The organism is Blautia sp. RTP21359st1_E11_RTP21359_211015 (assembly GCF_040910705.1).
GTDB classification, from domain to species: Bacteria; Bacillota; Clostridia; order Lachnospirales; family Lachnospiraceae; genus Blautia_A; species Blautia_A fusiformis.
In genome coordinates, this window is record NZ_JBDGAB010000027.1 from 24,985 (window position 1) to 49,302 (window position 24,318).

Sequence of the window (24,318 nt, forward strand, 5' to 3'; positions counted from 1 at the left end):
TAAGGAAAGTAAAATGGGTAAAAAAAATGATAACACACTTGTGAAAAACGCATCTTTTCTTATGGTTGCGGCGCTGATCTCCAAGATCATCGGAATGCTGTACAAGAGTCCGCTTTCAACTACACTGGGAAGTCAGAGCTTTGCACTTTTCCAGTTTGCACAGAATGTATATTTTATCCTGCTGATGATCGCGTCCTTCAGTATTCCTCAGGCTGTATCCAAGATCATGGCGGAGAAGATCGCTTTTCACAGATATAAGGATGCACAGAAGGTATTTTACGGTGCACTGATCTATGCGGCAGTTGCCGGCGGTATCGTGGCGCTGATCTGTGTATTTGGTGCAGGGATCCTGGTTCCGGACAGTATGGCTAACGCCCGTCTGGCACTGCAGATGCTTGCGCCCACAATTTTCATGTCCGGTCTCTGCGGTGTATTCCGTGGATATTTCCAGGCATACCGCAATATGATGCCTACATCGATCTCGCAGATCATTGAGCAGATCTTTGTGGCAACCTTTGCGCTTCTGATGTCACATGTATTTATCCAGCATTTTTCCGCAACAGGAGATATGGATCTGGTCCATCGCTGGGGTGCGGCAGGTGCTACCATGGGTACCGGAGCAGGTGTGGCTTCCGCGCTGATCTTTATGCTGATCGTTTATGGGGTAAACCGTAAGATCATCCGGAAAAGGATCGTCAATGACCGCCATTCTGTAAATGAGAGTATGGGTCATGTAATGAGTAATATCGTGCTCATCATCATGCCGATCATTCTTAGTGCTTTTATTTATAATGTAAACGGATATATCAACAGCTATATGTATTCCGGTATCATGGATATCAAGGGTGCTGCCAAGGACGTGATCCAGACCTTGTATTCCGAGTACGGATATTATATGACACTGATCAATATCCCGCTTACCCTGGCAAGTACAGCACCGACATCTATGATCCCTGAGGTTTCCGCGCATTATGCAATGCACGATATTGAAGGTGCAAATATGAAGACAGACCGTGCCACATGGATCAGTATGCTGATCTCCATTCCGGCGGCAGTAGGTCTTGCAGTTCTTTCCGGACCGATCACGAGACTGATCTTCCCGGGAACCAATGGCGTAGGCGGACAGCTTCTGATCCTGGGAGGAATCACCATTATCCTGAATGGCAACTCCAATATCACCAACGGTGTACTTCAGGGAATCGGCAAGCCGAAGCTCCCGATGATCCATGCAGCCATTGCACTGGTGGCAGATGTGATAGCCATGGCCCTGCTTCTGGTATTTACCAATCTTGGCGTTTATACCATTGTCATCGCCCAGATCGTTTATGCAGTTGTGATGTGTCTTCTCAACGACCGTTCCATCAAGAAATATATGGGCTATAAGAATCCATGGAGAAGTGCTTATTTAAGCCCGTTCCTTGCATCTATCCCGATGGGGGTTGTTGCGGGAGTGGTGTATTACGGTCTGTATGCACTGATTCATTCCAATGTGATCTGCCTAGGTATTTCCGTGATCCTGGCAGCAGTTGTATACTTTATTGTATATCTGTTTGTAAGCAAGCCCGGTGAAGAAGAGCTGGGTATGATGCCTGGTGGAAGATATATGAAGAAGCTGGCGAGAATGATGAAGATCATCTGATCTGTAAGTCCGATCAGTAAACGGCAATACAGTTATTCGGTGCAGAACTCAAAGTGAACACAGCTAGCACAGGAAAAAATACTCACAGATTTGTTCCGGCAGATTTCCAGCCGGAGGATCTGTGAGTATTTTTTATTGTATCAGGTCTCTGGAAATGCAGGCTTTTGAAGAATGGATTCCTTTTAGACTTTTTTCTGTGAAAACAGTCTTATGATCTCCAGAGTAACGTTCACAGCGGCATCCATTCCTTCTGCTGTAATATGCTCATAAGGCCCGTGATAGGCATGTCCGCCGGTTCCGAGATTCGGGCAGGGCAGTCCCATAAAGCTTAACTGTGCACCGTCTGTGCCGCCGCGGATAGGCAGGATCAGCGGTGTGACACCGCAGCTGTGGCAGGCTTCCTCTGCCAGAGATATCAGCCATGGGCAGGTATCGATGATCTCTTTCATATTGCGGTACTGCTGGGTGATGGTAAGAGTTACGGTACCTTCCCCCCATTTTTCATTGAGGATCTCCGTGATATGGGTGAGCGTTTTCTGACGGATCTCAAAAGAAGCGGCATCGTGATCCCGGACAATATACTGAAGCTCAGCCTGGGAAACATCTCCTTTCATGGAACACAGATGGAAAAATCCTTCGTAGTCTTCTGTATTCCTGGGAGTGTCCGCTGCCGGAAGCATGGAGTTAAATTCCATGGCAATGAGGGCTGCGTTGATCATAGTATTTTTGGAAGAACCGGGATGTACATTAACACCCTGGAAGGTTACTTTTGCACTGCAGGCGTTAAAGTTTTCGTACTGGATCTCGCCTTCCGTATCACCGTCCAGGGTATATGCATAATCCGCACCGAATTTTTTTACATCAAAGTGGGCCGGTCCCATGCCGATCTCTTCATCCGGAGTAAAAGCAACGCAGAGAGGTCCGTGAGGTATTTTTTCCGTAAGGATATGCTCCAGCGCAGTGAGGATCTCTGCAATGCCGGCCTTGTCGTCTGCGCCCAGGATCGTGGTTCCGTCTGAGGTGATCAGGGTACGTCCGGCAAGTGAAGCAAGATGGGGGAACATTTCCGGGGAAAGAGTTCTGCCGCTTGTGCCGAGAGGGAGCTCTTTTCCATCGTAATCTTCTGTGATCATCGGTGTGACTGCATGGTCGCAGAAATCGGAAACCGTATCCATATGAGCGATAAAGCCCAGTGCTTTGCAGTGCTCCAGACCTTCGGTAGCAGGAAGATGTGCATAAACGTAACAGTGTTCATCCAGAGACACATCAGAGATCCCAAGGCCTTTCAGTTCCTCCACAAGAAGCCGGGCCAGGTCAAACTGGCACTGGGAAGAGGGGGAAGAAGAGCTTTCTTCATTGCTGGGTGTGGATATTTTTACATAGGATAGAAGTCGTTGGTATGCTTTCATAGAAGAATATTCCTTTCTGAAAAATTCCTTCCGGAACAGACGGCAGCTGTATTTATGGAATCCGCCTGTTTTTCCGGAGATAATAACAGTATACCACACAGTATCCGTATATTTTCAGAAAAAATTTCCCACGATATGAAAACCTGTGCTATAATCTGTGGGATAATAAAAAACAGGAGGATTTGAGAGTGGAAAAAAGAATCATACAGGTCGAAGAAAAAGTACCTGCAAAGATGCTGATACCGTTAAGTATCCAGCACATGTTCGCCATGTTCGGAGCATCCGTACTGGTGCCATTCCTTTTTGGTATCAGTCCGGCTATTGTGCTTCTGATGAATGGTGTGGGAACACTCCTTTTTATTTTCATTACAAAAGGAAAAGCACCGGCTTATTTGGGCTCCAGTTTTGCCTTCCTTTCACCGGCTCTTCTGGTGATCAGCAAGTATGGATATGAGTATGCCCTTGGTGGTTTCGTTGTTCTGGGTATTGCTGGTATGTGCGTGGCATTGATCGTCCGCCAGTGCGGAACAGACTGGATCGATATCGTGCTTCCCACAGCGGCAATGGGACCGGTAGTGGCACTGATCGGTCTGGAACTTGCGGGAAATGCAGCAAGTACGGCAGGACTTCTGGACGAGAAGGTAGATCCGAAGAATGTGATCGTATTTCTGGTCACACTTGGAGTTGCGGTATTCGGGCAGATCCTGTTCCGGGGCTTCCTTTCTGTTATTCCGATCCTGATCGCGATCATTGCGGGATATGTGGCAGCAGGTGCATGCGGGCTTCTGGATTTTACACAGGTAAGGGAAGCGGCATTTTTGGCTCTTCCCAACTTTACATCTCCGAAATTTAATTTTGAGGCCATTATGACGATCTTTCCGGCATTGCTTCTGGTAACCTCCGAGCATATCGGCCATCAGATCGTAACCGGAAAGATCGTTGGAAGAAATCTTCTGAAAGATCCGGGTCTCCACAGATCCCTGTTTGCAGATTTCTTCTCTACCACAGTTTCCGGATGCCTTGGTTCTGTACCGACAACTACTTACGGTGAGAACATCGGTGTCATGGCAGTGACAAAGGTTTACAGTGTACAGGTGATCGGTGGTGCGGCAGTGCTTTCTATCTGCTGTTCCTTCCTCGGTAAACTGGCAGCCCTGATCAGTACCATTCCCGGTCCGGTGATCGGTGGGATTTCCTTCCTTCTTTACGGAATGATCGGAACCTCCGGCCTTCGTATGCTGGTTGACAATCACGTGGATTACAGCAAGTCCAGAAATCTGACGCTGACAAGCGTTGTCTTTGTTGTAGGTCTTTCCGGAATTGCCCTGAAGCTTGGAAATGTTGAGCTTACCGGTATGGTGCTGGCATGTGTGGTTGCCATGGCATTAAGCCTTGTATTCTATATTCTGGACAAACTGAAGCTGACCAACGATCAGTGACAGGAAATATATTGCATAAAAAGCAGATGAAGAGGGAAATCTTTTTATCTGCTTTTTGGCATTCAGAGAGGAAAAAGAAATCATGTATGGGAAGCCTTTTGTCGGATTTTCAGAGATCCTGTCAACAAAAAAACAGAGGGATTTTCAAGTATCTTATTGACAATCATTCCGTTTTATAATACTATGTAATACAGAAAACACGAACAAAGGTTCGGATTAAAGGAAACCTGATTAGAAAGAGAATAAAGAATAGGAGATTACATAATGATCAGTGAAGAGAAGCAGAAGGCGCTGGAAGCGGCTCTTGGAAATATTGAGAAACAGTTCGGTAAAGGCTCTGTCATGAAGCTTGGAGATTCCAGTTCCCATATGCAGGTGGAGGCAGTTCCCACAGGATGCTTAAGCCTGGATATCGCCCTTGGTGTAGGTGGTGTTCCCAAGGGACGTATCGTGGAGATCTACGGACCGGAGTCCAGTGGTAAGACAACGGTAGCCTTACATATGGTCGCTGAAGTGCAGAAGAGAGGCGGAATCGCAGGATTTATCGATGCGGAGCATGCTCTTGATCCTGTTTATGCCAAGAGTATAGGTGTTGATATCGACAACCTTTATATTTCACAGCCGGATAACGGAGAGCAGGCGCTGGAGATCACAGAGACTATGGTACGTTCCGGTGCTGTGGATATCGTGATCGTGGACTCTGTTGCAGCCCTAGTCCCCAAGGCTGAGATCGAAGGAGATATGGGAGACAGCCATGTAGGTCTGCAGGCCCGTCTGATGTCACAGGCACTCCGTAAACTGACAGCTGTTATCAGCAAGTCCAACTGCGTGGTGATCTTTATCAACCAGCTTCGTGAAAAGGTTGGAGTGATGTTTGGCAATCCGGAAACTACAACCGGTGGACGTGCGCTGAAATTCTATGCATCTGTCCGTATGGATGTACGCCGTGTGGAAACATTGAAGCAGGGTGGTGAGATGGTCGGAAACCACACCCGTGTGAAAGTAGTTAAGAACAAGGTCGCTCCGCCATTTAAGCAGGCAGAGTTTGATATCATGTTCGGAACCGGTATTTCCAGAGAGGGAGATATCCTGGATCTGGCTGCAGAATGCTCCATCGTAAACAAGAGCGGAGCCTGGTATGCATATGAGGGGGATAAGATCGGACAGGGACGTGAGAATGCCAAATTATTCCTGCGAGAGCATCCGGAGATCCGCGATGAGATCGAGAAGAAGGTTCGTGTACATTATCATCTGGATCCGGCAGATGAGACAGCAGAAGCAGCAGTACAGGCAGAAGATACAGAGAAGGAAGAGTAATCCATGCTGGATCTGGAAGAACGAAACCGTGCAAGAAAGAAAGCCATGCGGCTTCTGGAACATATGGACCGCACAGAGAAAGGCCTGACGGATAAACTCCGTCAGGCTGAATTTTCACCGGAGGCAGTAGAAGATGCCATTGCTTATGTGAAGTCCTATGGGTACATCAACGATGCCCGTTATGCCAGAACCTATATCTCCTTCCGCATGGAAACCAGGAGCCGTCAGAAGATCCTCTCGGAACTTCAGTTAAAGGGTGTGGACCGTCAGACTGCCCTGGATGCCTGGAATGAGATGGAAGAGCTTATGGAACCGGACGAGCGGGAGGTATTACGCAGGACGATCGAAAAGAAATATGCGCCGGACACAGAGCTTGATGAAGGACAGATGCGAAGGTTGTATGGATATCTGGCCAGACGAGCGTTCCGGTATGAGGATATTTCCCATACCCTGGAAGAAATGAACATCCGGGTGAACCGTGATATGGAATAACTCGTTACTGTTCACCGGTAATGTCCCGCGAGGTGTTTTTTGTGAGCGAAGGTCACAGAAAACCCGAGACATACCGCGCGAATTTATGCGATCAGCATAAATTCTGTGCATCGCGAAGCGTGTTACTGAGAACGGAGTGAACAGTAACAATAACTCTGCGGAGAAAAAGAGCCAGTTTATATATGCTAACCAAAATCTGCTTTTTCATGAGAAAAACTTGACATAAATGTGAAAAACAGCTAAACTTGTATTGTTGTATTTGTACAATGAAAACTAAATAAGGAGGTGCTCCTGTGGCAGGCACAATTATCGGTGTTATTGTCGCTGTGGTAGTCACGCTACTTATTGCAGTTCCTGTTACTTGCAAGGTTGCTGTTGACAAGAAAGTACGCAAGGATGCGGAAATCATAGGTACAGCAGAGGATAAGGCAAGGAATATTCTTGATGAAGCATTGAAAGCAGCAGAGACCAAGAAACGCGAAACTTTACTTGAAGTAAAGGAAGAATCTCTGCGAACTAAAAATGAACTGGAAAGGGAAACCAAGGAACGGAGAAACGAGCTGCAGAGATACGAGAAGCGAGTTTTGTCAAAAGAGGAATCTGTTGACAAAAAAGCCAATGCAGTGGAGAAGCGTGAGCTGGAATGTACAGCGAAATTTAACGAGTTACAAGAAAAAGAAAAACGAGTAAATGAACTTGAGGAAAAAGGAGTACAGGAACTGGAACGAGTTTCAGGTCTTACCTCCGAACAGGCAAAAGAAGAATTACTGAAATCTGTAGAAGATGACGTAAAGGTGGATGTTGCAAGACTCTATAAAGAGCTTGAGAACAGAGCAAAGGAAGATGCCAATAAGAAAGCCAGGGAATATGTAGTCAATGCCATTCAGAAATGTGCAGTGGATCATGTTTCCGAGACAACGATTTCTGTGGTACAGCTTCCAAGTGATGAAATGAAGGGAAGGATCATCGGTCGTGAAGGCCGTAACATCCGTACACTTGAGACACTTACCGGTGTGGATCTGATCATTGATGATACACCGGAGGCAGTGGTACTCTCCGCATTTGATCCGATCAGGAGAGAGATCGCCAGAGTGGCTCTTGAGAAACTGATCGTGGATGGACGTATCCATCCGGCAAGAATTGAAGAGATGGTAGAGAAAGCCCAGAAAGAAGTGGAAGCACAGATCCGGGAAGACGGTGAGAATGCTGCCATGGATGTAGGGGTACATGGAATCCATCCGGAACTTCTGAAGCTTCTTGGACGTATGAAATTCCGTTCAAGCTATGGACAGAATGCTCTGAGACATTCAATTGAGGTTGCACAGCTTTCCGGACTTCTTGCAGGAGAAGTTGGTGTGGATGTGCGTATGGCCAAGCGTGCCGGACTTCTTCATGACATTGGTAAATCCATTGACCATGAGGTAGAAGGTTCTCATATTCAGATCGGTGTAGATCTCTGCAAGAAATACAAGGAGTCCCCGATCGTTATCAACACGGTTGCGTCTCATCATGGTGATGTGGAGCCGGAATCTCTGATCGCGTGTATTGTACAGGCTGCTGATGCAATTTCCGCAGCAAGACCTGGAGCAAGACGTGAGACCCTGGAAACCTATACCAATCGTCTGAAACAGCTTGAGGATATCACCAATGAATTCAAGGGTGTAGAGAAATCTTTTGCTATTCAGGCAGGAAGAGAAATTCGTGTTATGGTCGTGCCGGATCATGTAAGTGATGCAGATATGGTTCTCCTTGCAAGAGATATTGCAAAGCAGATCGAGGCAGAGCTTGAGTATCCTGGACAGATCAAAGTTAATGTGATCCGTGAAAGCAGAGCGGTTGACTACGCAAAATAAGCTTTCAATGGAAGAAAGTTCTGGAAATATCAAAGGCCGGACAGCTTTTTAGCTGGCTGGCCTTTTTTTGTCATGTGGAAAAACGGTCATATTACCGGAAAAACAGGCGTAAACTGGTACAGGGTGAGTAAATGGAGAGTAAGACAGAGAACCGGAAGTGGAAAAATGCCGGACGTTTTCCGGCGGAACTTCTTTTTATGACCGGATTTTTTGCGGGAAATGTGTTGCCGAATCTGATCTGGAAAATGGAGTGGAAGCAGAAAACCTTGGCTTCTTTTTATCTGATCCGCAGCTTTGCAGGAAAAGATATTTCCGGCGGAGCTTATTTCTTGGAAGTGCTGCGACGAAGAGGAGGTTTTTTTCTTCTGTTGTTTTTATGCGGATTTACAATATTCGGAGTGCCTTTGACGGTCGCATATATGCTGTTTTTGGGAATGGAGACAGGAATGATCCTGGCATTATCGGTTCTGGAATTTGGTATTTATGGCGGTGTGGCCGGCGCCGGACTTCTGATGCCGCAGTATCTGGTCTATATTCCGGCGTATTTTTATCTTGCAGGTATCGTATACAGACAATCGTATGGGATCTGGAAAAATTACGGACTTGTGCCGCAGAAAACAGGGGCTTATTTTCGGCAGGGGATCACAGTTTTTCTGCTGTATACAGGAGGAATCCTCTCAGAAAGTTTTCTGAATCCCTGGGTCGTAGAAAAAGTTATAAAGGGCCTGAAATTTTTTTGAGGAAAATTTCCACAATATCTAGTGATGGTTTCCATAAAATCTGCGATATTTGGTGGTTTGTGCCGGAAAGTGTTGAAATTGTGCGGTTTTACGATGAAAAACTGTTTGATTTTATGTAAAATTCACAGTATAATTCAGTCATAAACGAGTATGATTTTAGAGAAACGGGATGCAGAGAAATGGATATAGAGATACGGGAATTTATTACATATTTACATAATAGAAAAAGAACGTCACATAATACAGAAGTATCTTACCAGAGAGACCTGAAGAAGATGGCAGTGTATTTTGCAGATCGTGGGATTTATGATATCCGAGATGTAGGAGAACTGGAGCTGGAAGGCTATCTCAGCTATATGGAGAGAGGACAGTTCGCTTCCTCAACGATCTCCAGAAATGTAGCATCTATCCGTGCCTTGTTTCAGTATCTTTATCAGGAGAACAGGATCGAGAGGGATCCGTCTCTGGAACTGAAGCCGCCCAAGGTTGAGAAGCGGATGCCGGAGATCCTTACTGTGGATGAGGTAGACCGCCTTTTGAAACAGCCGGATCTGAATACACCGAAGGGAATCCGGGACAGTGCCATGCTGGAGCTTTTGTATGCTACAGGAATGCGCGTCAGTGAACTTTTGCGGCTGAATCTGGAGGATCTCAATCTGCGGCTTGGTTATGTAGTCTGTCACGATGAGGATAAGGAACGGGTGATCCCGATAGGAAATGTATGCAAAACAGCCATGGAGAAATATCTGAAGGAAGCCCGTGGAAAATTTGTGAAAGAAAATGAGACGGAGAGTCTTTTTACCAACTGTTCAGGAAAATCCATGAGCAGACAGGGATTCTGGAAAGTTCTGAAGGGATATGCAGAGGAAGCCGGGATTCAGCATGATATCACGCCGCATACACTGAGACATTCTTTTGCCGCACATATGCTGCAGAATGGAGCGGACGTGAAGAGTGTGCAGGAAATGCTTGGACATTCGGATATTTCCACCACACAGGTCTATCTGAATTTTGGCGTTGCGAAAATGCGAGACGTATATATGAAAGCACATCCGAGGCATTGATCTGTAAGAAATAATATAAAAAACGCGTTCAAAAAAGAACCGGCAGCTTCCAAAATGGGAGAATGCCGGTTCTTTTTTTGAACATAAAGTGTAAAAGGATCACAAATGTCTGTTCCCTGAAGTGCAGATCAGACAGAACTTAGCAATTTTCAGCGATCGTGTAAAGCAGCTTCTCAGACTCATCCCAACCAAGGCAGGCATCTGTGATGGATTTTCCGTAGATGTGATCTCCACCGATCTTCTGGTTGCCTGGCTCGATATAGCTCTCGATCATGAGACCCTTTACCATGGAGTGAAGCTCAGGATCTACCTGACGGCTGTGAAGAACCTCACTTGCGATACGAACCTGCTGCTCGTAATGCTTGTTGGAGTTGGAGTGGTTGGTATCCACGATCACTGCCGGGTTGGCAAGGTTCTTTGCATGGTATTTGTCATAGAGAAGACGAAGATCCTCGTAATGGTAGTTTGGGATTGCTTCCCCATGCTTGTTTACCGCACCACGAAGGATTGCGTGAGAGAGTGGATTACCGGTGGTCTCAACCTCCCAGCTTCTGTAAATAAAACGATGAGCGCCCTGTGCTGCAACAATGGAGTTCAGCATAACGCTGTAGTCACCACTGGTAGGGTTCTTCATACCAGCCGGAACATCCATGCCGCTGACAGTGAGTCTGTGCTGCTGATCTTCAACAGAACGTGCGCCTACAGCAACGTAGGAAAGCAGATCAGAGAGATAACGGTAGTTCTCTGGGTAAAGCATCTCATCTGCACAGGTGAAGCCGCTTTCGCGGATAGCGCGCATGTGCATCTTACGGATCGCGATCAGCCCGGCAAGAAGGTTCGGTTTTTTCTCAGGATCCGGCTGATGGACCATGCCCTTGTATCCTTCACCGGTCGTACGTGGTTTGTTTGTGTAAACACGCGGGATGATAAGGACTTTATCCTCGATCTTTTCCTGAACTTTGCGAAGTCTTAAAAGATAATCGCATACGGCATCTTCGTTATCTGCAGAACATGGTCCGATGATAGCGAGGAATTTATCGGATTTTCCGGTGAAAACGTCGCGAATCTCAGCATCGCGTTTCTCCTTGAGCGCCTGAAGTTCAGCATCGAGCGGATACTGATTGCGGATTTCCTCAGGAGTTGGCAGTTTTTTTATGAATTCAAAACTCATAGTACTTTATTCCTCCATAACTATAGACATTTCGATTATTTATTATAAACGATTATTGGCCGATTGTCGATAGGGAAATTTTAGCGCTTTCACGTGTAGAAGAGTAAGCAGCAGCTCACCCAGAAAAATTCCATAAAAATAGCCTCGGATCCCTGTTGCCGGAATTATAAAAACAACGGAGAAAATGCGGATGAGAATGCTGGCAATACTGTGGATCAGGCAGAGCCCCGGTTTTCCAAGTCCCTGCAGGATGCTGGTGAGCATGGTGTTTGTATAAAGAAAAGGACAGATAAAAGACAGGTACCGTATGTAGGTTCCGGCAGTCTGGCTGTGAAAAAGCAATGCTCCGAGGAATGGGCCAAAAAGAAAGAATCCGCTTCCGCATAGAAATCCCAGGAACATGCACAGAAAAAAGGTCTGATCTGTGACACGGCGAATCTGCTTCTGCTTTCCCAGTGCATCAAGCTGTGCGATGGAAGGCATCAGCATTACAGCGGCGGAAGACGTAAGTGTGGAAGGAAACAGGAGCAGGGGCAGTGCCATTCCTGTAAAGATCCCATAGATCTTCAGTGAGTCTGAGGCTGTCATGCCGGAACGCAGAAGCATCTGTGGGATCAGGACCGCTTCTATGCTGCCGAGAAGTGTCAGAAGGATCCTGTTCAGGGAAATGGGAAAAGACAGTGTGAAAAGGTCCTTTATCAGCGGAAAGATCCTGACGGGAGTCTTTTCGTGTACAGGGTGATTTCCGAAATGAAAGGAAACTACCAGCAGCGACACCAGCGAAGCGGCAGTCTCTCCGGCAAGGGAACCTCCCGCTGCGATCAATGCAGTGATCGGACGTCCTTCGGAAAGAAAGATCAGATACAGGATATAGGTAGTGCCGATCCGTGCAGACTGCTCCGAAAGCTGTACGACTGCCGGAACAGAGGCTTTTTTCCGGGCATAATAATAGCTGTTAATGCAGGAATGAATGGCACAGAGAGGAATACTGACAGCTGTTATGCGAAGAAGACCGGAAGTCTGCGGTGTTTTCAGAATTGCGGAAGCAAAAAAATATGCGTGCTGAAAAAGCAGAAAACCGGCTGCAGCAGAAAAAAAGACAGCCATAAGTGTTCCTGTGACCAGCGAAAAACGTGCCTCCTTTTTCTCTTGAAGGGCAAGTCTGGACGCGATCAGGCGTGAAAGGGCAGACTGGATCCCTGTATAGGATAAAGCGGCCATAAGTCCCTGGAGAGGAAGAACCAGCTGATACAAACCAAGACCTTCCGCACCAATGGCATGGGAGAGGAATATTCTATAAAAGAAACCTGCGATACGGCTGATAAGGCCTGTGCAGGCAAGAATCAGGGTTCCTTTGAGAAATATTTTTTTTGACATGGATAACCTTGAGTCTTTTTTGTCAGTATATGAAGAAGTTAGTCTTGACAGAACCATATGTTTCTGATAGAGTAAACATGAAATCCGAGGAAAACACTGGGAATTGAAAAAAGAGGTGAGCGGATGAAACTGTCAACAAGAGCAAAATACGGACTTAAGGCTTTGATAGACCTTGGTCTTTACAGTGAAAAAGAAGCGGTCTCGCTTCAGAGTATTGCGGGCCGTCAGAATATATCAGTCAGCTATCTGGAGCAGCTGATGGCACTTTTGAAGAAAGCGGGCCTTGTGAAGAGTGTCCGCGGCGCAGCCGGAGGATATTTCCTTGGAAGACCGGCAGAAGAGATTTCAGTGGGAGATATCCTTCGTGTCCTGGAGGGTGGCCTGGAGGCTGCAACATGTCCGGGAACAGAAGGTGACGGTGGCTGCCAGGGTTCCGATCTCTGTGTAGCTAAACTAGTGTGGAAGAGGATCAACGACAGCATCACAGATGCAGTGGATACCCTGATGCTCAGTGAGCTGATCGAAGAAAGCCGGAGAATACACGAAAAATAATTATCCTGAACAGGAGGAAAAGAAAATGGGAAAAATGATATATCTGGACAATGCGGCTACCACAAAGACCGCACCGGAAGTTGTGGAGGCTATGCTGCCGTATTTTACAGAGTTTTATGGAAATGCTTCAACCGTTTATGATTTTGCGGCAAACAGCAAGGCTGCCATCGCAAAGGCAAGACAGCAGATCGCAGATGTGATCGGAGCCAAAAAAGAGGAGATCTATTTTACTGCAGGTGGTTCCGAGTCTGATAACTGGGCTCTGAAAGCGACCTTTGAGGCATATAAAAATAAAGGAAACCATATCATCACAACAAAGATCGAGCATCATGCCATCCTTCATACCTGCGAGTACCTTGAAAAAGAGCGTGGTGCCAAGGTCACATACCTGGATGTAGATGAGAATGGTTTCATTGACCTGGATGAGCTTCAGAAAGCCATCACACCGGAGACCATCCTGATCTCTGTTATGGCTGCAAACAATGAGATTGGTACTCTTGAGCCGCTGAAAGAGATCGGACAGATCGCACATGAGCATGGAATTCTGTTCCATACAGATGCTGTTCAGGCATTCGGCCAGATCCCGATCAATGTAGATGAGTTCAATATCGATATGCTCAGCTCCAGCGGACATAAGATCAACGGACCGAAGGGAATCGGCTTCCTCTATATCCGTAAGGGCGTTAAGATCCGCTCCTTCGTACATGGCGGAGCACAGGAGAGAAAACGTCGTGCAGGTACAGAGAACGTTCCTGGTATCGTAGGATACGGTCTTGCAGCAGAGCGTGCAAACAAGTCCATGAAAGAGCGTACTGCAAAAGAAATCGAGATCAGAGATCATATGATCAGCAGGATCCTCACAGAGATCCCGTACGTACGTCTCAATGGAGATAAAGTAAAACGTCTTCCGAACAACGTAAATGTAAGCATCCAGTTCATCGAGGGAGAGTCACTTCTTCTGATGCTTGATAATTTCGGAATCTGTGCATCCAGCGGTTCCGCATGTACATCCGGTTCTCTGGATCCGTCACACGTTCTGTTAGCTATCGGTCTTCCTCATGAGATCGCACACGGATCTCTCCGTATGACCTTAAGCGAGGAGACGACAATGGAGGATGTTGATTTTGTAGTAGATAAGCTGAAAGATATTACTGCAAACTTAAGAAGCATGTCTCCATTATATGAAGATTTTATTAAAAAGCAGAAAAAATAATAAAAATACTTGCCAGGAGGAAAAAATAATGTATAGTGAAAAAGTAATGGATCATTTTCAGCATCCACGTAATGTCGGTGAGATCGAGAACGCAAGTGGCGTGGGTACTGTAGGAAATGCAAAATGCGGTGATATTATGAGAATATTCCTTGATATCGATGACGAAACTCATATTATCAAAGACTGCAAATTTAAAACATTTGGATGCGGTGCAGCAGTTGCAACAAGCAGCATGGCAACAGAACTTGTAATGGGCAAGACCATTGAGGAAGCTATGGAAGTAACCAACAAGGCCGTTATGGAGGCTCTGGACGGACTTCCGCCGGTAAAGATCCACTGTTCCCTGCTTGCTGAGGAAGCAATTCATGCAGCTCTCTGGGATTATGCAGAGAAACATCACATTAAGATCGAGGGTCTTTCCAAACCGAAGTCTGATATCCACGAGGGTGAAGAGGATACAGAAGAGGAGTATTGATTCCTTTTATTTACGATCATAACCGGGGCATGAGCAAGCTTCAGTCGAACAGAACCGTAAGCCATTGAAAGGACAGGTAAGTAAGAAGCATGACAGGACTTACGAACGAAGAAGTTCAGGAAAGAATTGCGCAGGGCCAGGTAAATAATAACGAAAACCCCAACACCAGGACATATAAGCAGATCATTCTGGAGAATACGTTGACATTCTTCAATTTTCTGAACCTGGTGCTGCTGGTTCTCGTACTGCTGGTTGGTTCCTACAAAAACTCCATGTTTGTAGGAATCATTTTTATTAATACCGTGATCGGGATCATTCAGGAGGTCCGTGCCAAGAAGACGATAGACAAGCTGGCCATCCTGACAGAATCCAAGACGGTTGTTCTGCGTGAAGGAAAAAAATGGAAAATTTCTACAGAGAAGCTGGTTGTCGATGATCTGATATTCCTGAAGGCCGGAGAACAGGTTCCGGCAGATGCGAAGATCCTGGAGGGAAGCCTTGAGGTCAATGAATCCCTGCTTACCGGTGAGGCAGACAATCTTCCGAAGAATCCAGGAGATGAGCTTTTTTCCGGAAGCTTTGTGACGGCGGGACAGGCCTGCTGCCAGATCATCCATGTGGGAAGTGACAACTATGCGTCAAGGATCACTAGCGAGGCAAAGGAATTCAAACGCCATAATTCAGAGCTTAGAAATTCCCTGAATGCCATTCTGAAGGTGATCAGTATCATTATCGTACCAATGGGTGCGCTGCTTTTTTATAAACAGTATTATTTTGTGGGAGACAATATCCGGGATTCTGTTGTCAATATGGTTGCAGCGGTCCTGGGAATGATCCCGGAGGGACTGGTCCTTCTTACCAGTGTGGCACTGACTCTGGGTGCGCTGAAGCTGGCCCAGAAGAAGACGCTGGTGCAGGAGCTGTACTGTATAGAAACTCTTGCACGCGTGGATACGCTCTGCCTGGATAAGACAGGAACTATCACAGAGGGTACCATGTGTGTGGAGGCGGTGGAGAGCTATCCGCCGGTGTATGATGAGATTTCAGAGACAATATCCGGGAAAGATCCTGAATCCGGCGAAGGTGACGGCAATGGAACTGAGAGTTCTGCGACTTCTGCAGTTTCAGCAACAGATGCGATCGCAAAGGAGGATGGAAGCGCGAATCTCGTATTACAGGAAAAGTCAGAAGCTGACCCGGAGAAACATAGTCAGGAAGATCCGGAGAAGATCCGGGAGATCGAGCATATCATGGGAAATCTGCTTTCTGTGCTGAAGGATCAGAATGCCACTGCCGATGCACTCAGGGCAAGATTTAAAGTATCTCAGGATATGGAGCTGGATCATGTGATCCCGTTTTCTTCTGACAGGAAGTACAGCGGAGCTGCATTTACAGATACAGGTACTTATCTGATGGGTGCAGCGCAGTTTCTTTTTCCGGAAGGGAACCCGGAGCTGATGGAGTATTGTGGCAGGTTTGCAGAGGAAGGTCTTCGTGTGCTGGTTCTTGCCCATAGTGTAAATGTGAGTGAGGGAGTGGAGCTTCCGGAGGGACTGGAACCTGTCGGACTTTTGCTTATTACAGATGTGATCCGTGCAGAGGCACCGGATACGCTGGCATATTTTGAAAGCCAGGGAGTTGATCTGAAAGTGATCTCCGGTGATGATCCGGTGACGGTTTCTGCCATTGCCAGACGTGCCGGTCTTAAAAATGCAGAGCATTATATAGATGCGACAACGATCACAACCCAGGAACAGATGGACGAGGCAGTTGCAGAATATAGTGTGTTCGGGCGTGTAACACCTCAGCAGAAGCAGGCAATGGTGAAGTCTTTACAGGCTCAGAAGCATACGGTTGCCATGACCGGTGATGGTGTCAATGATGTTCTGGCGCTTAAAGAGGCGGACTGCAGTATTGCCATGGCTGAGGGCAGTGATGCTGCCAAGAATATTGCCAATGTGGTATTGCTGGATTCTAATTTTGCAGCAATGCCGGAAATTGTGAATCAGGGACGCCGGGTTGTAAATAATATCCGTACTGCGGCATCTATGTTTTTGATCAAAACGATTTTTTCCGTGCTGCTGTCACTGATCACGATCTTCTTCGGGGATTCCTATCCCTTTGAGCCGATCCAGATGTCTCTGATCAGTGCCTGCGCTGTTGGTATTCCTACATTCCTTCTGGCACAGGAGAATAATTATGAGAAGATCGACCATACATTTTTGCGTCATGTATTTATGAATGCATTTCCGGCTGCTGTGACCATCACGGGCTGTGTGTTCAGTGTGATGCTGGTATGCCAGAATGTATACCATTCCAATGTTATGCTGAATACAGCCTGTGTGCTTGTAACAGGATGGAATTATATGGCGGCACTTAAGACAGTTTACGCACCTCTGAATAAGTATCGAAAGGTGATCATTTACAGTATGCAGGTGATTTTTTTCGGTGCGGCGGTGGTTCTGCAGAAGCTTCTGACACTGGGATCGCTGGAATTTGGAATGATCATTCTGGTGTTCCTTCTGATGACATTTTCTCCGATCCTGATCGATGTGATCACGGCCTGGCTCAGAAATATTTACAGTCGTTCGCTGGATAGTGGGGAACAGGGGAAATTTGCTGCATTTATTGATAAGCTGAGAAAATAATAATATGAGAAATAAAAAAGGACACTGCCCGTTGAAAATGGCAGTGTCCTTTTTTGCAAATAAACTGTGAAGCAGTTATCCAGTTATCCGGTGCAGAGCTGTGTAGAGAATGCAGATTGTGGATATCCGCCTGACAAAGCTATTATTTTGTGTGCATAAGCCAGATAAATCCGAAGGCCGGGATCTCTACAGCCTGTGCGTCTCTCTGGACTCCTGTGAGAAGATCTGTGTAGGTACCGTCCTGTTCGTTGATCCAGGCTACCTTATCCTGGTCGCTGAAGTTGTAGATGCAGATCAGCTTTTCTTCAGAAGTTTCTCTTACCAGGGCAAGGAGAGCTTTTTCCCAGGTTTCCAGTGTATGTGCAGAAACTTCAGGTGCAAATACCGGATGGCTGGCACGGATGGATTCCAGCTGCTCAAGGCTGTTGAAAATGCGTCCTTGGATCGTTTCGGCATCGGCTCTGTTCCGGGCAAGTGCCCAGTTGAAACGTCCATTGTGGAGCCAGCGGGGATCAGCTGCTTTGGAAATGTCTGTTTTATAGGTGTAGTCATTCAGCTGTCCGACCTCGTCACCGCTTCGAAGTACCGGAATTCCGGGGAGGGAAAGAAGCAATGCATGAAGTGCTACGTCATAGCGGATTCCCCGGCTGACACCCTCCATATTTCCTTCATAATCAAAACGCTCGATTCCTGCAAGAGATGCGGTTGTTCCGCAGAGCTCAGATTCCTCGGTTTCCGGATTTACATAAATTTCACCCCGGGCAAAGGAATCAGGGAAAATACCTGCCAGGAATTCATTCAGATAATCTCTGTGAGGCCCTTCTGTGATAAAGCTTCCTTTCAGGAAATCATAGTCCAGATTCCAGTGTACCGTGTTGCGGTTACGGAGGTAATTCTGGAATACCGGTGCCTGCGGAAGGTTTGCAGCTCTGTCGATTCCCCGGCGGAGAAGGGCAGTGTCCTTTGTGGCAACGGTATGCCAGAGATCGGACATCAGCTGGGTGCTGTTTACAATGTGAAGTTCCGGCATATCGGAAGTTCCGCCAAATGCAGCAGCCTCTGCAGGTGGGCGGTCTGTTTCACCAAGGAGAAGAATTCCGGGGCATACGATCTCACACACCATTCGGGTCATACGCAGCAGAGAGTGAAGCTTCCAGAGATTTTCTTCCGGTATCATCGGAAGGACACCAAGGCTGAATATAGAAGCACCTTCATTTGCAAGCTCCAGGATCTGAAGAAGCATTGCATTGAAATAAGCTGGAGTCTGGAGCACGCATGGCGCACCGGACTGTGGGTCATCCACAGAAAGACTTAACGGGATCTCAAGAGCCAGGCGGATACCTGCTTTCCTACAGTTAGCTGCAAGTGTATGCAGATCTTCGGAGGTTCCAATCTCCGGGATAATGCGAAGGGAGCAGTTGGAGGTTGCCTGGAAAAGATCTGTCAGGTACAGAGTGTCTGCTTTGCATTCACTGATATAGTCCAGTTTATCGGACAGCCCGGAAAGAGTATCTGCGAAGTCAGCAGGATTTACAGCCATTCCGGTGAAAGTAGTCTTACGGAACCAATCAGGATCTGCAGCGCAGTTCTGGTCGGCTTCCTTCATGGAAAGAGAACGCTCACGGTAGATTTCTTTCATCTTTTTTGTGAGGCTTGAGAATGTGCCGGTAACTTCCGGGTGATCGCGGAACAGTTCGCAGTAAAGCCATTTCAGATCATTGTAGTAGTGTTTCAGACGTTTCTCGTAGAGGGCATCGTAAGCTGTGTCCTCCTTGGAAGTTTCGACTTTCAGAGGCTCGGTCTTGGAAGTAGTAACTTTCGCCGGCTCAGTCTTGGAAGTCTCGACCTTGATCGGTTCGGTCTTGGAAGTCTCAACCTTGATCGGCTCGGTCTTGGAAGTCTCGACCTTGATCGGTTCGGTCTTGGAAGTCTCGACCTTGATCGGTTCGGTCTTGGAAGTCTCGACTTTGATCGGTTCAATCTTGGAAGTCTCGACCTTGATCGGTTCGGTCTTGGAAGTCTCGACTTTGATCGGTTCAGTTTTGGAAGTTTCGACTTTAAGCGTTTCCTTCTTTACGGTTTCAAGTTTTTTCACTTCGGCTTTAGCATTTTCAACAGATTTGGCAGCACTGGAACTGGTGCCGGTAGCAGAGGTATTTTTTTTCAGTTGCTTTTCTTTTTTTGCCTGCATGGCAGCTTTCTTTTTCTGGAGTCTTTTTGTTGACATATAGAGTTCCTCCTTAGATAAAATGATATTTTCGGTATAAAAATGTAAACTCTCTCACCGGAGAGAGAAACAGAGCTACAGCTTATGAAAAACAGGACGGCGGTTTTTAAATACAGCATAATAGGAAAAACCACATTCACGGAGAACATCAGCCGCCTTGTCAAAGGCATAGCCGATCTTATCCGGAGTATGGGCATCTGCACCGATGGTGATGATCTCACCGCCAAGCTCACGGTAACGTCGGATAATATTGACACATGGATTCGGTTCACCAAGCCCGTAGTGATAACCGCCTGTGTTCAGCTCGATTCCCACATTTTTGCGGATCAATGTCCGCAGGATCTCGTCCAGGATCTCCTTATATCGTCCGTAAGAATACTGACGGTTCTGATTTGGACCATAACGTACTACATAGTCGATATGTCCGTACACATCCATCTCGTCAAAAGCAGCGATATTTTCCAGGATGGATTCAAAATATTCCATGTAGCATGCGGATTCCTTACGGCCCTCAAAATAAGAAGGATAATAAGGATCGTATCCGTGCACCACATGGGAGGAACCAATAACGAAATCAAAGGGAACTTCTTTCAGAAGATCGGAAAAAGATTCTGCAAGCTGAGGCTGAAGTCCAAGCTCGATCCCGAAGTTAACCTGAATCTGGTCTTTAAAAGCATCCGCAAGACTCTCAAGTTTCTGACGGTATGCAGGGATGTTCAGGGAAAAATCAAGATTTTCCGGAGTATCGGGATAATCCGGATCAAAATGTTCAGTAAAACAGATTCCCGTGAGACCCTGGTCTGCGGCAGTCTGGATCATTTCTTCCATCGGTGTATCGGAATCTGCGGAAAAAGAGGAGTGCATATGGCAGTCCCATAAAATTTTCTGGTCCATTTTGTACCTCCATATTCAAGCCTTTATATTCTGTGACAATGATCGTATCTGCCTGTTATGAATCCGGGAAAGTCAAACTCCCAGCGAGAATATAGATATCCGTTTTGGGAATCAGCAGGACAGAACTTTCTATCAGAGAATTATAGCACATTTTTCAGAAATTTTCTTAATATTTATTTTAATGTTCTTTTTTATAAATAGCTCTTGAATTTTTGTTTGGAATTAGGTACAATATGAAACAGGTTGATGTTTCTTTAACAAAGGAACGATTTAAATCACCATTCAATTCATAGGAGGAATTTATCATGGCAGTAAAAGTTGCAATTAATGGTTTTGGACGTATCGGTCGTCTTGCATTCCGTCAGATGTTTGGAGCAGAAGGATTTGAGATCGTAGCAATCAACGATCTTACATCTCCTAAGATGCTTGCTCACTTATTAAAATATGATTCTACACAGGGAAGATATGCTCTTGCTGATAAAGTAACAGCAGGCGAGGATTCCATCACAGTAGACGGAAAAGAGATCAAAATCTATGCTAAGGCTAACGCTGCAGAGCTTCCATGGGGAGAGATCGGTGTAGACGTAGTTCTTGAGTGCACAGGTTTCTACACATCCAAAGACAAAGCTCAGGCTCATATCGATGCAGGTGCTAAGCACGTAGTTATTTCCGCTCCGGCTGGAAACGACCTTAAGACAATCGTTTACAACGTAAACCATCAGGGTCTTACAAACGAGGACAAGATCATCTCCGCAGCTTCCTGTACAACAAACTGCCTTGCACCAATGGCTAAGGCTCTTAACGATCTTGCACCGATCAAATCCGGTATCATGTGCACAATCCACGCTTACACAGGCGATCAGATGACACTTGACGGACCGCAGAGAAAAGGCGATCTGAGAAGATCCCGTGCAGCTGCAGTTAACATCGTTCCGAACAGCACAGGTGCTGCTAAAGCTATCGGACTTGTTATCCCAGAGCTTAACGGCAAACTTATCGGTTCTGCACAGCGTGTACCTACCCCAACAGGTTCTACAACAATCCTTACAGCAGTAGTTGAAGGAAACGTTACTAAAGAGCAGATCAACGCAGCTATGAAAGCAGCTTCCAATGAGTCCTTCGGATACAACGAGGATGAGATCGTATCCAGCGATATCGTTGGTATGAGATTTGGTTCCCTCTTCGATGCTACTCAGACAATGGTACTTCCACTTGAGAATGGCACAACAGAGGTTCAGGTAGTTTCCTGGTATGACAACGAGAACTCCTACACAAGCCAGATGGTTCGTACAATCAAGCACTTCGGAAAACTTCTGAACGCTTAATTTTCTGCGAACGGGTGTAGAAGAATAGACTCAGAAAGGGTCCGGTCTGAAGAGGACCGGGCCCTTTTTTTCCAAAAGATCAAACAAAAAAATGTCTGAGGAAATGACTGTTAACAGAGCGGACAACAATACCGCTCGCCCTTATTCATCTGCTTTTGCAGAAATAAAAGTTAAGGAGATATAGAGATGCTGAACAAAAAAAGTGTTGACGATATCAATGTAAAAGGACAGAAAGTACTTGTAAGATGCGACTTCAATGTTCCGCTTCAGGATGGAAAGATCACAGATGAGAACCGTCTTGTAGCTGCTCTTCCTACAATCAAGAAACTGATCGCAGACGGCGGAAAGGTTATCCTTTGTTCCCACCTTGGAAAACCGAAGGGAGAGCCGAAACCGGAGCTTTCTCTTGCACCTGTAGCAGTTCGTCTTTCTGAGCTTCTTGGCCAGGAAGTAAAATTTGCAGCAGATCCTGAGGTAGTAGGACCGAACGCAAAAGCTGCTGTAGCAGAGATGAAAGATGGCGATGTAGTTCTTCTTGAGAACACACGTTATCGTGCAGAAGAGACAAAGAACGAAGACAAGTTCAGCGAAGATCTTGCTTCCCTCTGTGATGTATTTGTAAATGATGCATTCGGAACTGCTCACAGAGCTCACTGCTCTAACGTAGGTGTTACCAAATATGTAAAAACAGCAGTTGTAGGATATCTGATGCAGAAAGAGATCGATTTCCTTGGAAACGCTGTAAACAATCCGGAGAGACCATTCGTAGCAATTCTTGGCGGTGCTAAGGTTTCCAGCAAGATCTCTGTAATCAACAACCTTCTTGACAAGGTAGATACACTGATCATCGGTGGTGGTATGTCCTATACGTTCTCCAAGGCTATGGGCGGACATATCGGAACATCCCTCTGCGAGGATGATTACCTTCAGTATGCTCTTGACATGATGAAGAAAGCAGAGGAGAAGGGCGTGAAGCTTCTTCTTCCTGTAGATAACAGAATCGGTGATAACTTCTCCAACGACTGCAACATCCAGGTTGTAAAACGTGGTGAGATTCCGGACGGATGGGAAGGAATGGATATCGGACCGGAGACTGAGAAGCTTTTTGCAGACGCTGTAAAAGATGCCAAGACTGTTGTATGGAACGGACCGATGGGATGCTTCGAGATGCCGAACTTCGCTCATGGTACAGAAGCAGTTGCCAAAGCTCTTGCTGAGACAGATGCAACAACGATCATCGGTGGCGGTGATTCTGCAGCAGCTGTAAATATCCTCGGATATGGCGACAAGATGACACACATCTCCACAGGCGGCGGTGCTTCTCTTGAGTTCCTTGAGGGAAAAGAGCTTCCGGGTGTAGCAGCAGCTAACGATAAAGACTGATAAAAAATAAAGTGTTCCAAGAACACAAAAAAGGAGATAAAACCATGGCAAGAAAGAAAATCATTGCTGGAAACTGGAAAATGAACATGACACCAAGCGAGGCTGTAAAGCTGGTTGAGACTTTAAAACCGCTTGTTGTTAACGACGAAGTTGATGTAGTATTCTGCGTACCGGCTATCGACATCATTCCTGTTGTTGAGGCAGCTAAAGGAACAAACATCCAGGTTGGTGCTGAGAACATGTACTTCGAGGAGAAAGGTGCTTATACAGGCGAGATCGCTCCTGCTATGCTCGTAGACGCAGGCGTTAAGTACGTAGTACTTGGACATTCCGAGAGAAGAGAATACTTCGGTGAGACAAACGAAGACGTTAACAAAAAAATGCTTAAAGCTTTCGAGCATGGTATCACACCGATCATGTGCTGCGGTGAGACACTTACTCAGAGAGAGCAGGGCGTGACAATGGACTTCATCCGTCAGCAGGTTAAGGTTGGATTCCAGGGTGTTACAGCTGATCAGGCTAAGACAGCAGTTATCGCTTACGAGCCGATCTGGGCTATCGGAACAGGTAAGACAGCTACAACAGAGCAGGCTCAGGAGGTTTGCGCTGATATCCGTAAATGCATCGCTGAGATCTATGATGACGCTACAGCAGCAGAGATCCGTATCCAGTACGGCGGATCTGTAAACGCTGCAACAGCTCCTGACTTATTCGCTCAGGCTGACATCGACGGCGGTCTTGTAGGTGGCGCTTCCCTGAAACCAGATTTCGGAAAGATCGTAAACTACAAATAAGATTCACTTAAAAAGGGGCTTCGGCCCCTTTTTTTATATCTTTTTATAAAAAAACCAGAAAAACTCTCCCTGACACGGATAGCACAGCCAACAAAAAAGCTGCATCTGATCACAGTCAGAGAGAGTTTTTCTTATCTTCAGAGTAAGGATTGTTTTTCTCTGAAGCTTTTTCTGTATGTTCGTTCCTTTCGTCAGGCTCGGGAACATGTTCCACAATGTCCTCGATCTCGCAGTGGAGAATGGAACACAGCCTGTCTATGGTATAAATTTCAACATTTTTATTTTTTCGAAGTCTGTCCAGAAGTG

The 24,318-nt window shown here is 46.3% G+C and carries 20 protein-coding genes; 14 read left to right on the forward strand and 6 right to left on the reverse strand.

The annotated features are described in order from the left end of the window. Positions 1 to 13 precede the first annotated feature (13 nt). Entirely contained in the window at positions 14 to 1,639 is a 1,626-nt protein-coding gene (locus tag AB5026_RS10635) for a polysaccharide biosynthesis protein (protein WP_021650806.1), read from the forward strand. Between the two features lie 182 nt (positions 1,640 to 1,821). On the opposite strand, the gene pepT is transcribed toward AB5026_RS10635, so the two are convergent. Next, positions 1,822 to 3,048: a peptidase T gene (gene pepT, locus AB5026_RS10640; RefSeq protein WP_021650807.1), complete on the reverse strand. Its 1,227-nt coding sequence runs from the start codon at positions 3,046 to 3,048 to the stop codon at positions 1,822 to 1,824. A 188-nt stretch (positions 3,049 to 3,236) separates the two neighbouring features. Here pepT and uraA point away from each other — a divergent pair, with 188 nt between their 5' ends. The 6 genes from uraA to xerD all read left to right on the forward strand — a co-directional run bounded on the left by uraA (position 3,237) and on the right by xerD (position 9,953). Beyond that, positions 3,237 to 4,487: a uracil permease gene (gene uraA, locus AB5026_RS10645; protein WP_021650809.1), complete on the forward strand. Its 1,251-nt coding sequence runs from the start codon at positions 3,237 to 3,239 to the stop codon at positions 4,485 to 4,487. Positions 4,488 to 4,751: 264 nt separating this feature from the next. Continuing rightward, entirely contained in the window at positions 4,752 to 5,804 is a 1,053-nt protein-coding gene (gene recA / locus AB5026_RS10650) for a recombinase RecA (protein ID WP_015526986.1), read from the forward strand. 3 nt (positions 5,805 to 5,807) lie between these two features. Then, positions 5,808 to 6,296, forward strand: a complete 489-nt coding sequence (locus tag AB5026_RS10655) for a regulatory protein RecX (protein WP_022426695.1) — start codon at positions 5,808 to 5,810, stop codon at positions 6,294 to 6,296. A gap of 293 nt (positions 6,297 to 6,589) precedes the next feature. Continuing rightward, entirely contained in the window at positions 6,590 to 8,149 is a 1,560-nt protein-coding gene (rny, locus tag AB5026_RS10660) for a ribonuclease Y (protein ID WP_021650814.1), read from the forward strand. 131 nt (positions 8,150 to 8,280) lie between these two features. Continuing rightward, the gene (locus AB5026_RS10665; RefSeq protein WP_118608589.1) at positions 8,281 to 8,889 is read left to right on the forward strand and encodes a stage II sporulation protein M; all 609 of its coding nucleotides are present in this window, start codon (positions 8,281 to 8,283) and stop codon (positions 8,887 to 8,889) included. A 179-nt stretch (positions 8,890 to 9,068) separates the two neighbouring features. Further along, positions 9,069 to 9,953 carry a site-specific tyrosine recombinase XerD gene (xerD, locus tag AB5026_RS10670; RefSeq protein ID WP_015526990.1) on the forward strand — a complete coding sequence of 295 codons (885 nt, stop codon included), beginning with the start codon at positions 9,069 to 9,071 and terminating at the stop codon, positions 9,951 to 9,953. A 139-nt stretch (positions 9,954 to 10,092) separates the two neighbouring features. On the opposite strand, the gene AB5026_RS10675 is transcribed toward xerD, so the two are convergent. Both AB5026_RS10675 and AB5026_RS10680 read right to left on the reverse strand, forming a co-directional pair. Continuing rightward, positions 10,093 to 11,124 (reverse strand): 3-deoxy-7-phosphoheptulonate synthase, encoded by a 1,032-nt coding sequence (locus AB5026_RS10675; RefSeq protein WP_015526991.1) that lies wholly within the window; start codon positions 11,122 to 11,124, stop codon positions 10,093 to 10,095. A 42-nt stretch (positions 11,125 to 11,166) separates the two neighbouring features. Continuing rightward, positions 11,167 to 12,501: a polysaccharide biosynthesis protein gene (locus AB5026_RS10680; protein ID WP_118752580.1), complete on the reverse strand. Its 1,335-nt coding sequence runs from the start codon at positions 12,499 to 12,501 to the stop codon at positions 11,167 to 11,169. Between the two features lie 123 nt (positions 12,502 to 12,624). On the opposite strand from AB5026_RS10680, the gene AB5026_RS10685 reads away from it, so the two are divergent. From AB5026_RS10685 to AB5026_RS10700, 4 genes are all read left to right on the forward strand, one after another. Next, a complete protein-coding gene (locus AB5026_RS10685; RefSeq protein WP_015526993.1) occupies positions 12,625 to 13,053 on the forward strand; it encodes an Rrf2 family transcriptional regulator in 429 nt (142 codons plus the stop codon). A 25-nt stretch (positions 13,054 to 13,078) separates the two neighbouring features. Then, a complete protein-coding gene (gene nifS, locus AB5026_RS10690) occupies positions 13,079 to 14,266 on the forward strand; it encodes a cysteine desulfurase NifS (RefSeq protein WP_021650819.1) in 1,188 nt (395 codons plus the stop codon). Between the two features lie 28 nt (positions 14,267 to 14,294). Beyond that, complete coding sequence (gene nifU, locus AB5026_RS10695) at positions 14,295 to 14,741, forward strand: Fe-S cluster assembly scaffold protein NifU (protein WP_015526995.1); 447 nt, start codon at positions 14,295 to 14,297, stop codon at positions 14,739 to 14,741. A gap of 89 nt (positions 14,742 to 14,830) precedes the next feature. Beyond that, positions 14,831 to 17,389, forward strand: coding sequence for an HAD-IC family P-type ATPase (locus AB5026_RS10700; protein ID WP_173741539.1), 2,559 nt, complete (start codon positions 14,831 to 14,833; stop codon positions 17,387 to 17,389). Between the two features lie 142 nt (positions 17,390 to 17,531). Here the strand turns inward: AB5026_RS10700 and AB5026_RS10705 are convergent, their stop codons facing one another. Both AB5026_RS10705 and AB5026_RS10710 read right to left on the reverse strand, forming a co-directional pair. Beyond that, complete coding sequence (locus AB5026_RS10705; RefSeq protein ID WP_368213303.1) at positions 17,532 to 19,616, reverse strand: hypothetical protein; 2,085 nt, start codon at positions 19,614 to 19,616, stop codon at positions 17,532 to 17,534. A gap of 75 nt (positions 19,617 to 19,691) precedes the next feature. Continuing rightward, a complete protein-coding gene (locus AB5026_RS10710) occupies positions 19,692 to 20,510 on the reverse strand; it encodes a histidinol-phosphatase HisJ family protein (protein WP_022426901.1) in 819 nt (272 codons plus the stop codon). A 305-nt stretch (positions 20,511 to 20,815) separates the two neighbouring features. On the opposite strand from AB5026_RS10710, the gene gap reads away from it, so the two are divergent. From gap to tpiA, 3 genes are all read left to right on the forward strand, one after another. Then, on the forward strand, positions 20,816 to 21,835 hold the full coding sequence (gene gap, locus AB5026_RS10715) for a type I glyceraldehyde-3-phosphate dehydrogenase (protein WP_021652276.1): 1,020 nt from the start codon (positions 20,816 to 20,818) through the stop codon (positions 21,833 to 21,835). A gap of 186 nt (positions 21,836 to 22,021) precedes the next feature. After that, the gene (gene pgk, locus AB5026_RS10720) at positions 22,022 to 23,218 is read left to right on the forward strand and encodes a phosphoglycerate kinase (RefSeq protein WP_015527000.1); all 1,197 of its coding nucleotides are present in this window, start codon (positions 22,022 to 22,024) and stop codon (positions 23,216 to 23,218) included. 44 nt (positions 23,219 to 23,262) lie between these two features. Next, entirely contained in the window at positions 23,263 to 24,012 is a 750-nt protein-coding gene (gene tpiA / locus AB5026_RS10725; RefSeq protein WP_015527001.1) for a triose-phosphate isomerase, read from the forward strand. Between the two features lie 115 nt (positions 24,013 to 24,127). On the opposite strand, the gene AB5026_RS10730 is transcribed toward tpiA, so the two are convergent. Then, a partial coding sequence (locus AB5026_RS10730) for a helix-turn-helix domain-containing protein (RefSeq protein ID WP_368213304.1) occupies positions 24,128 to 24,318 on the reverse strand: 191 nt, incomplete at its 5' end.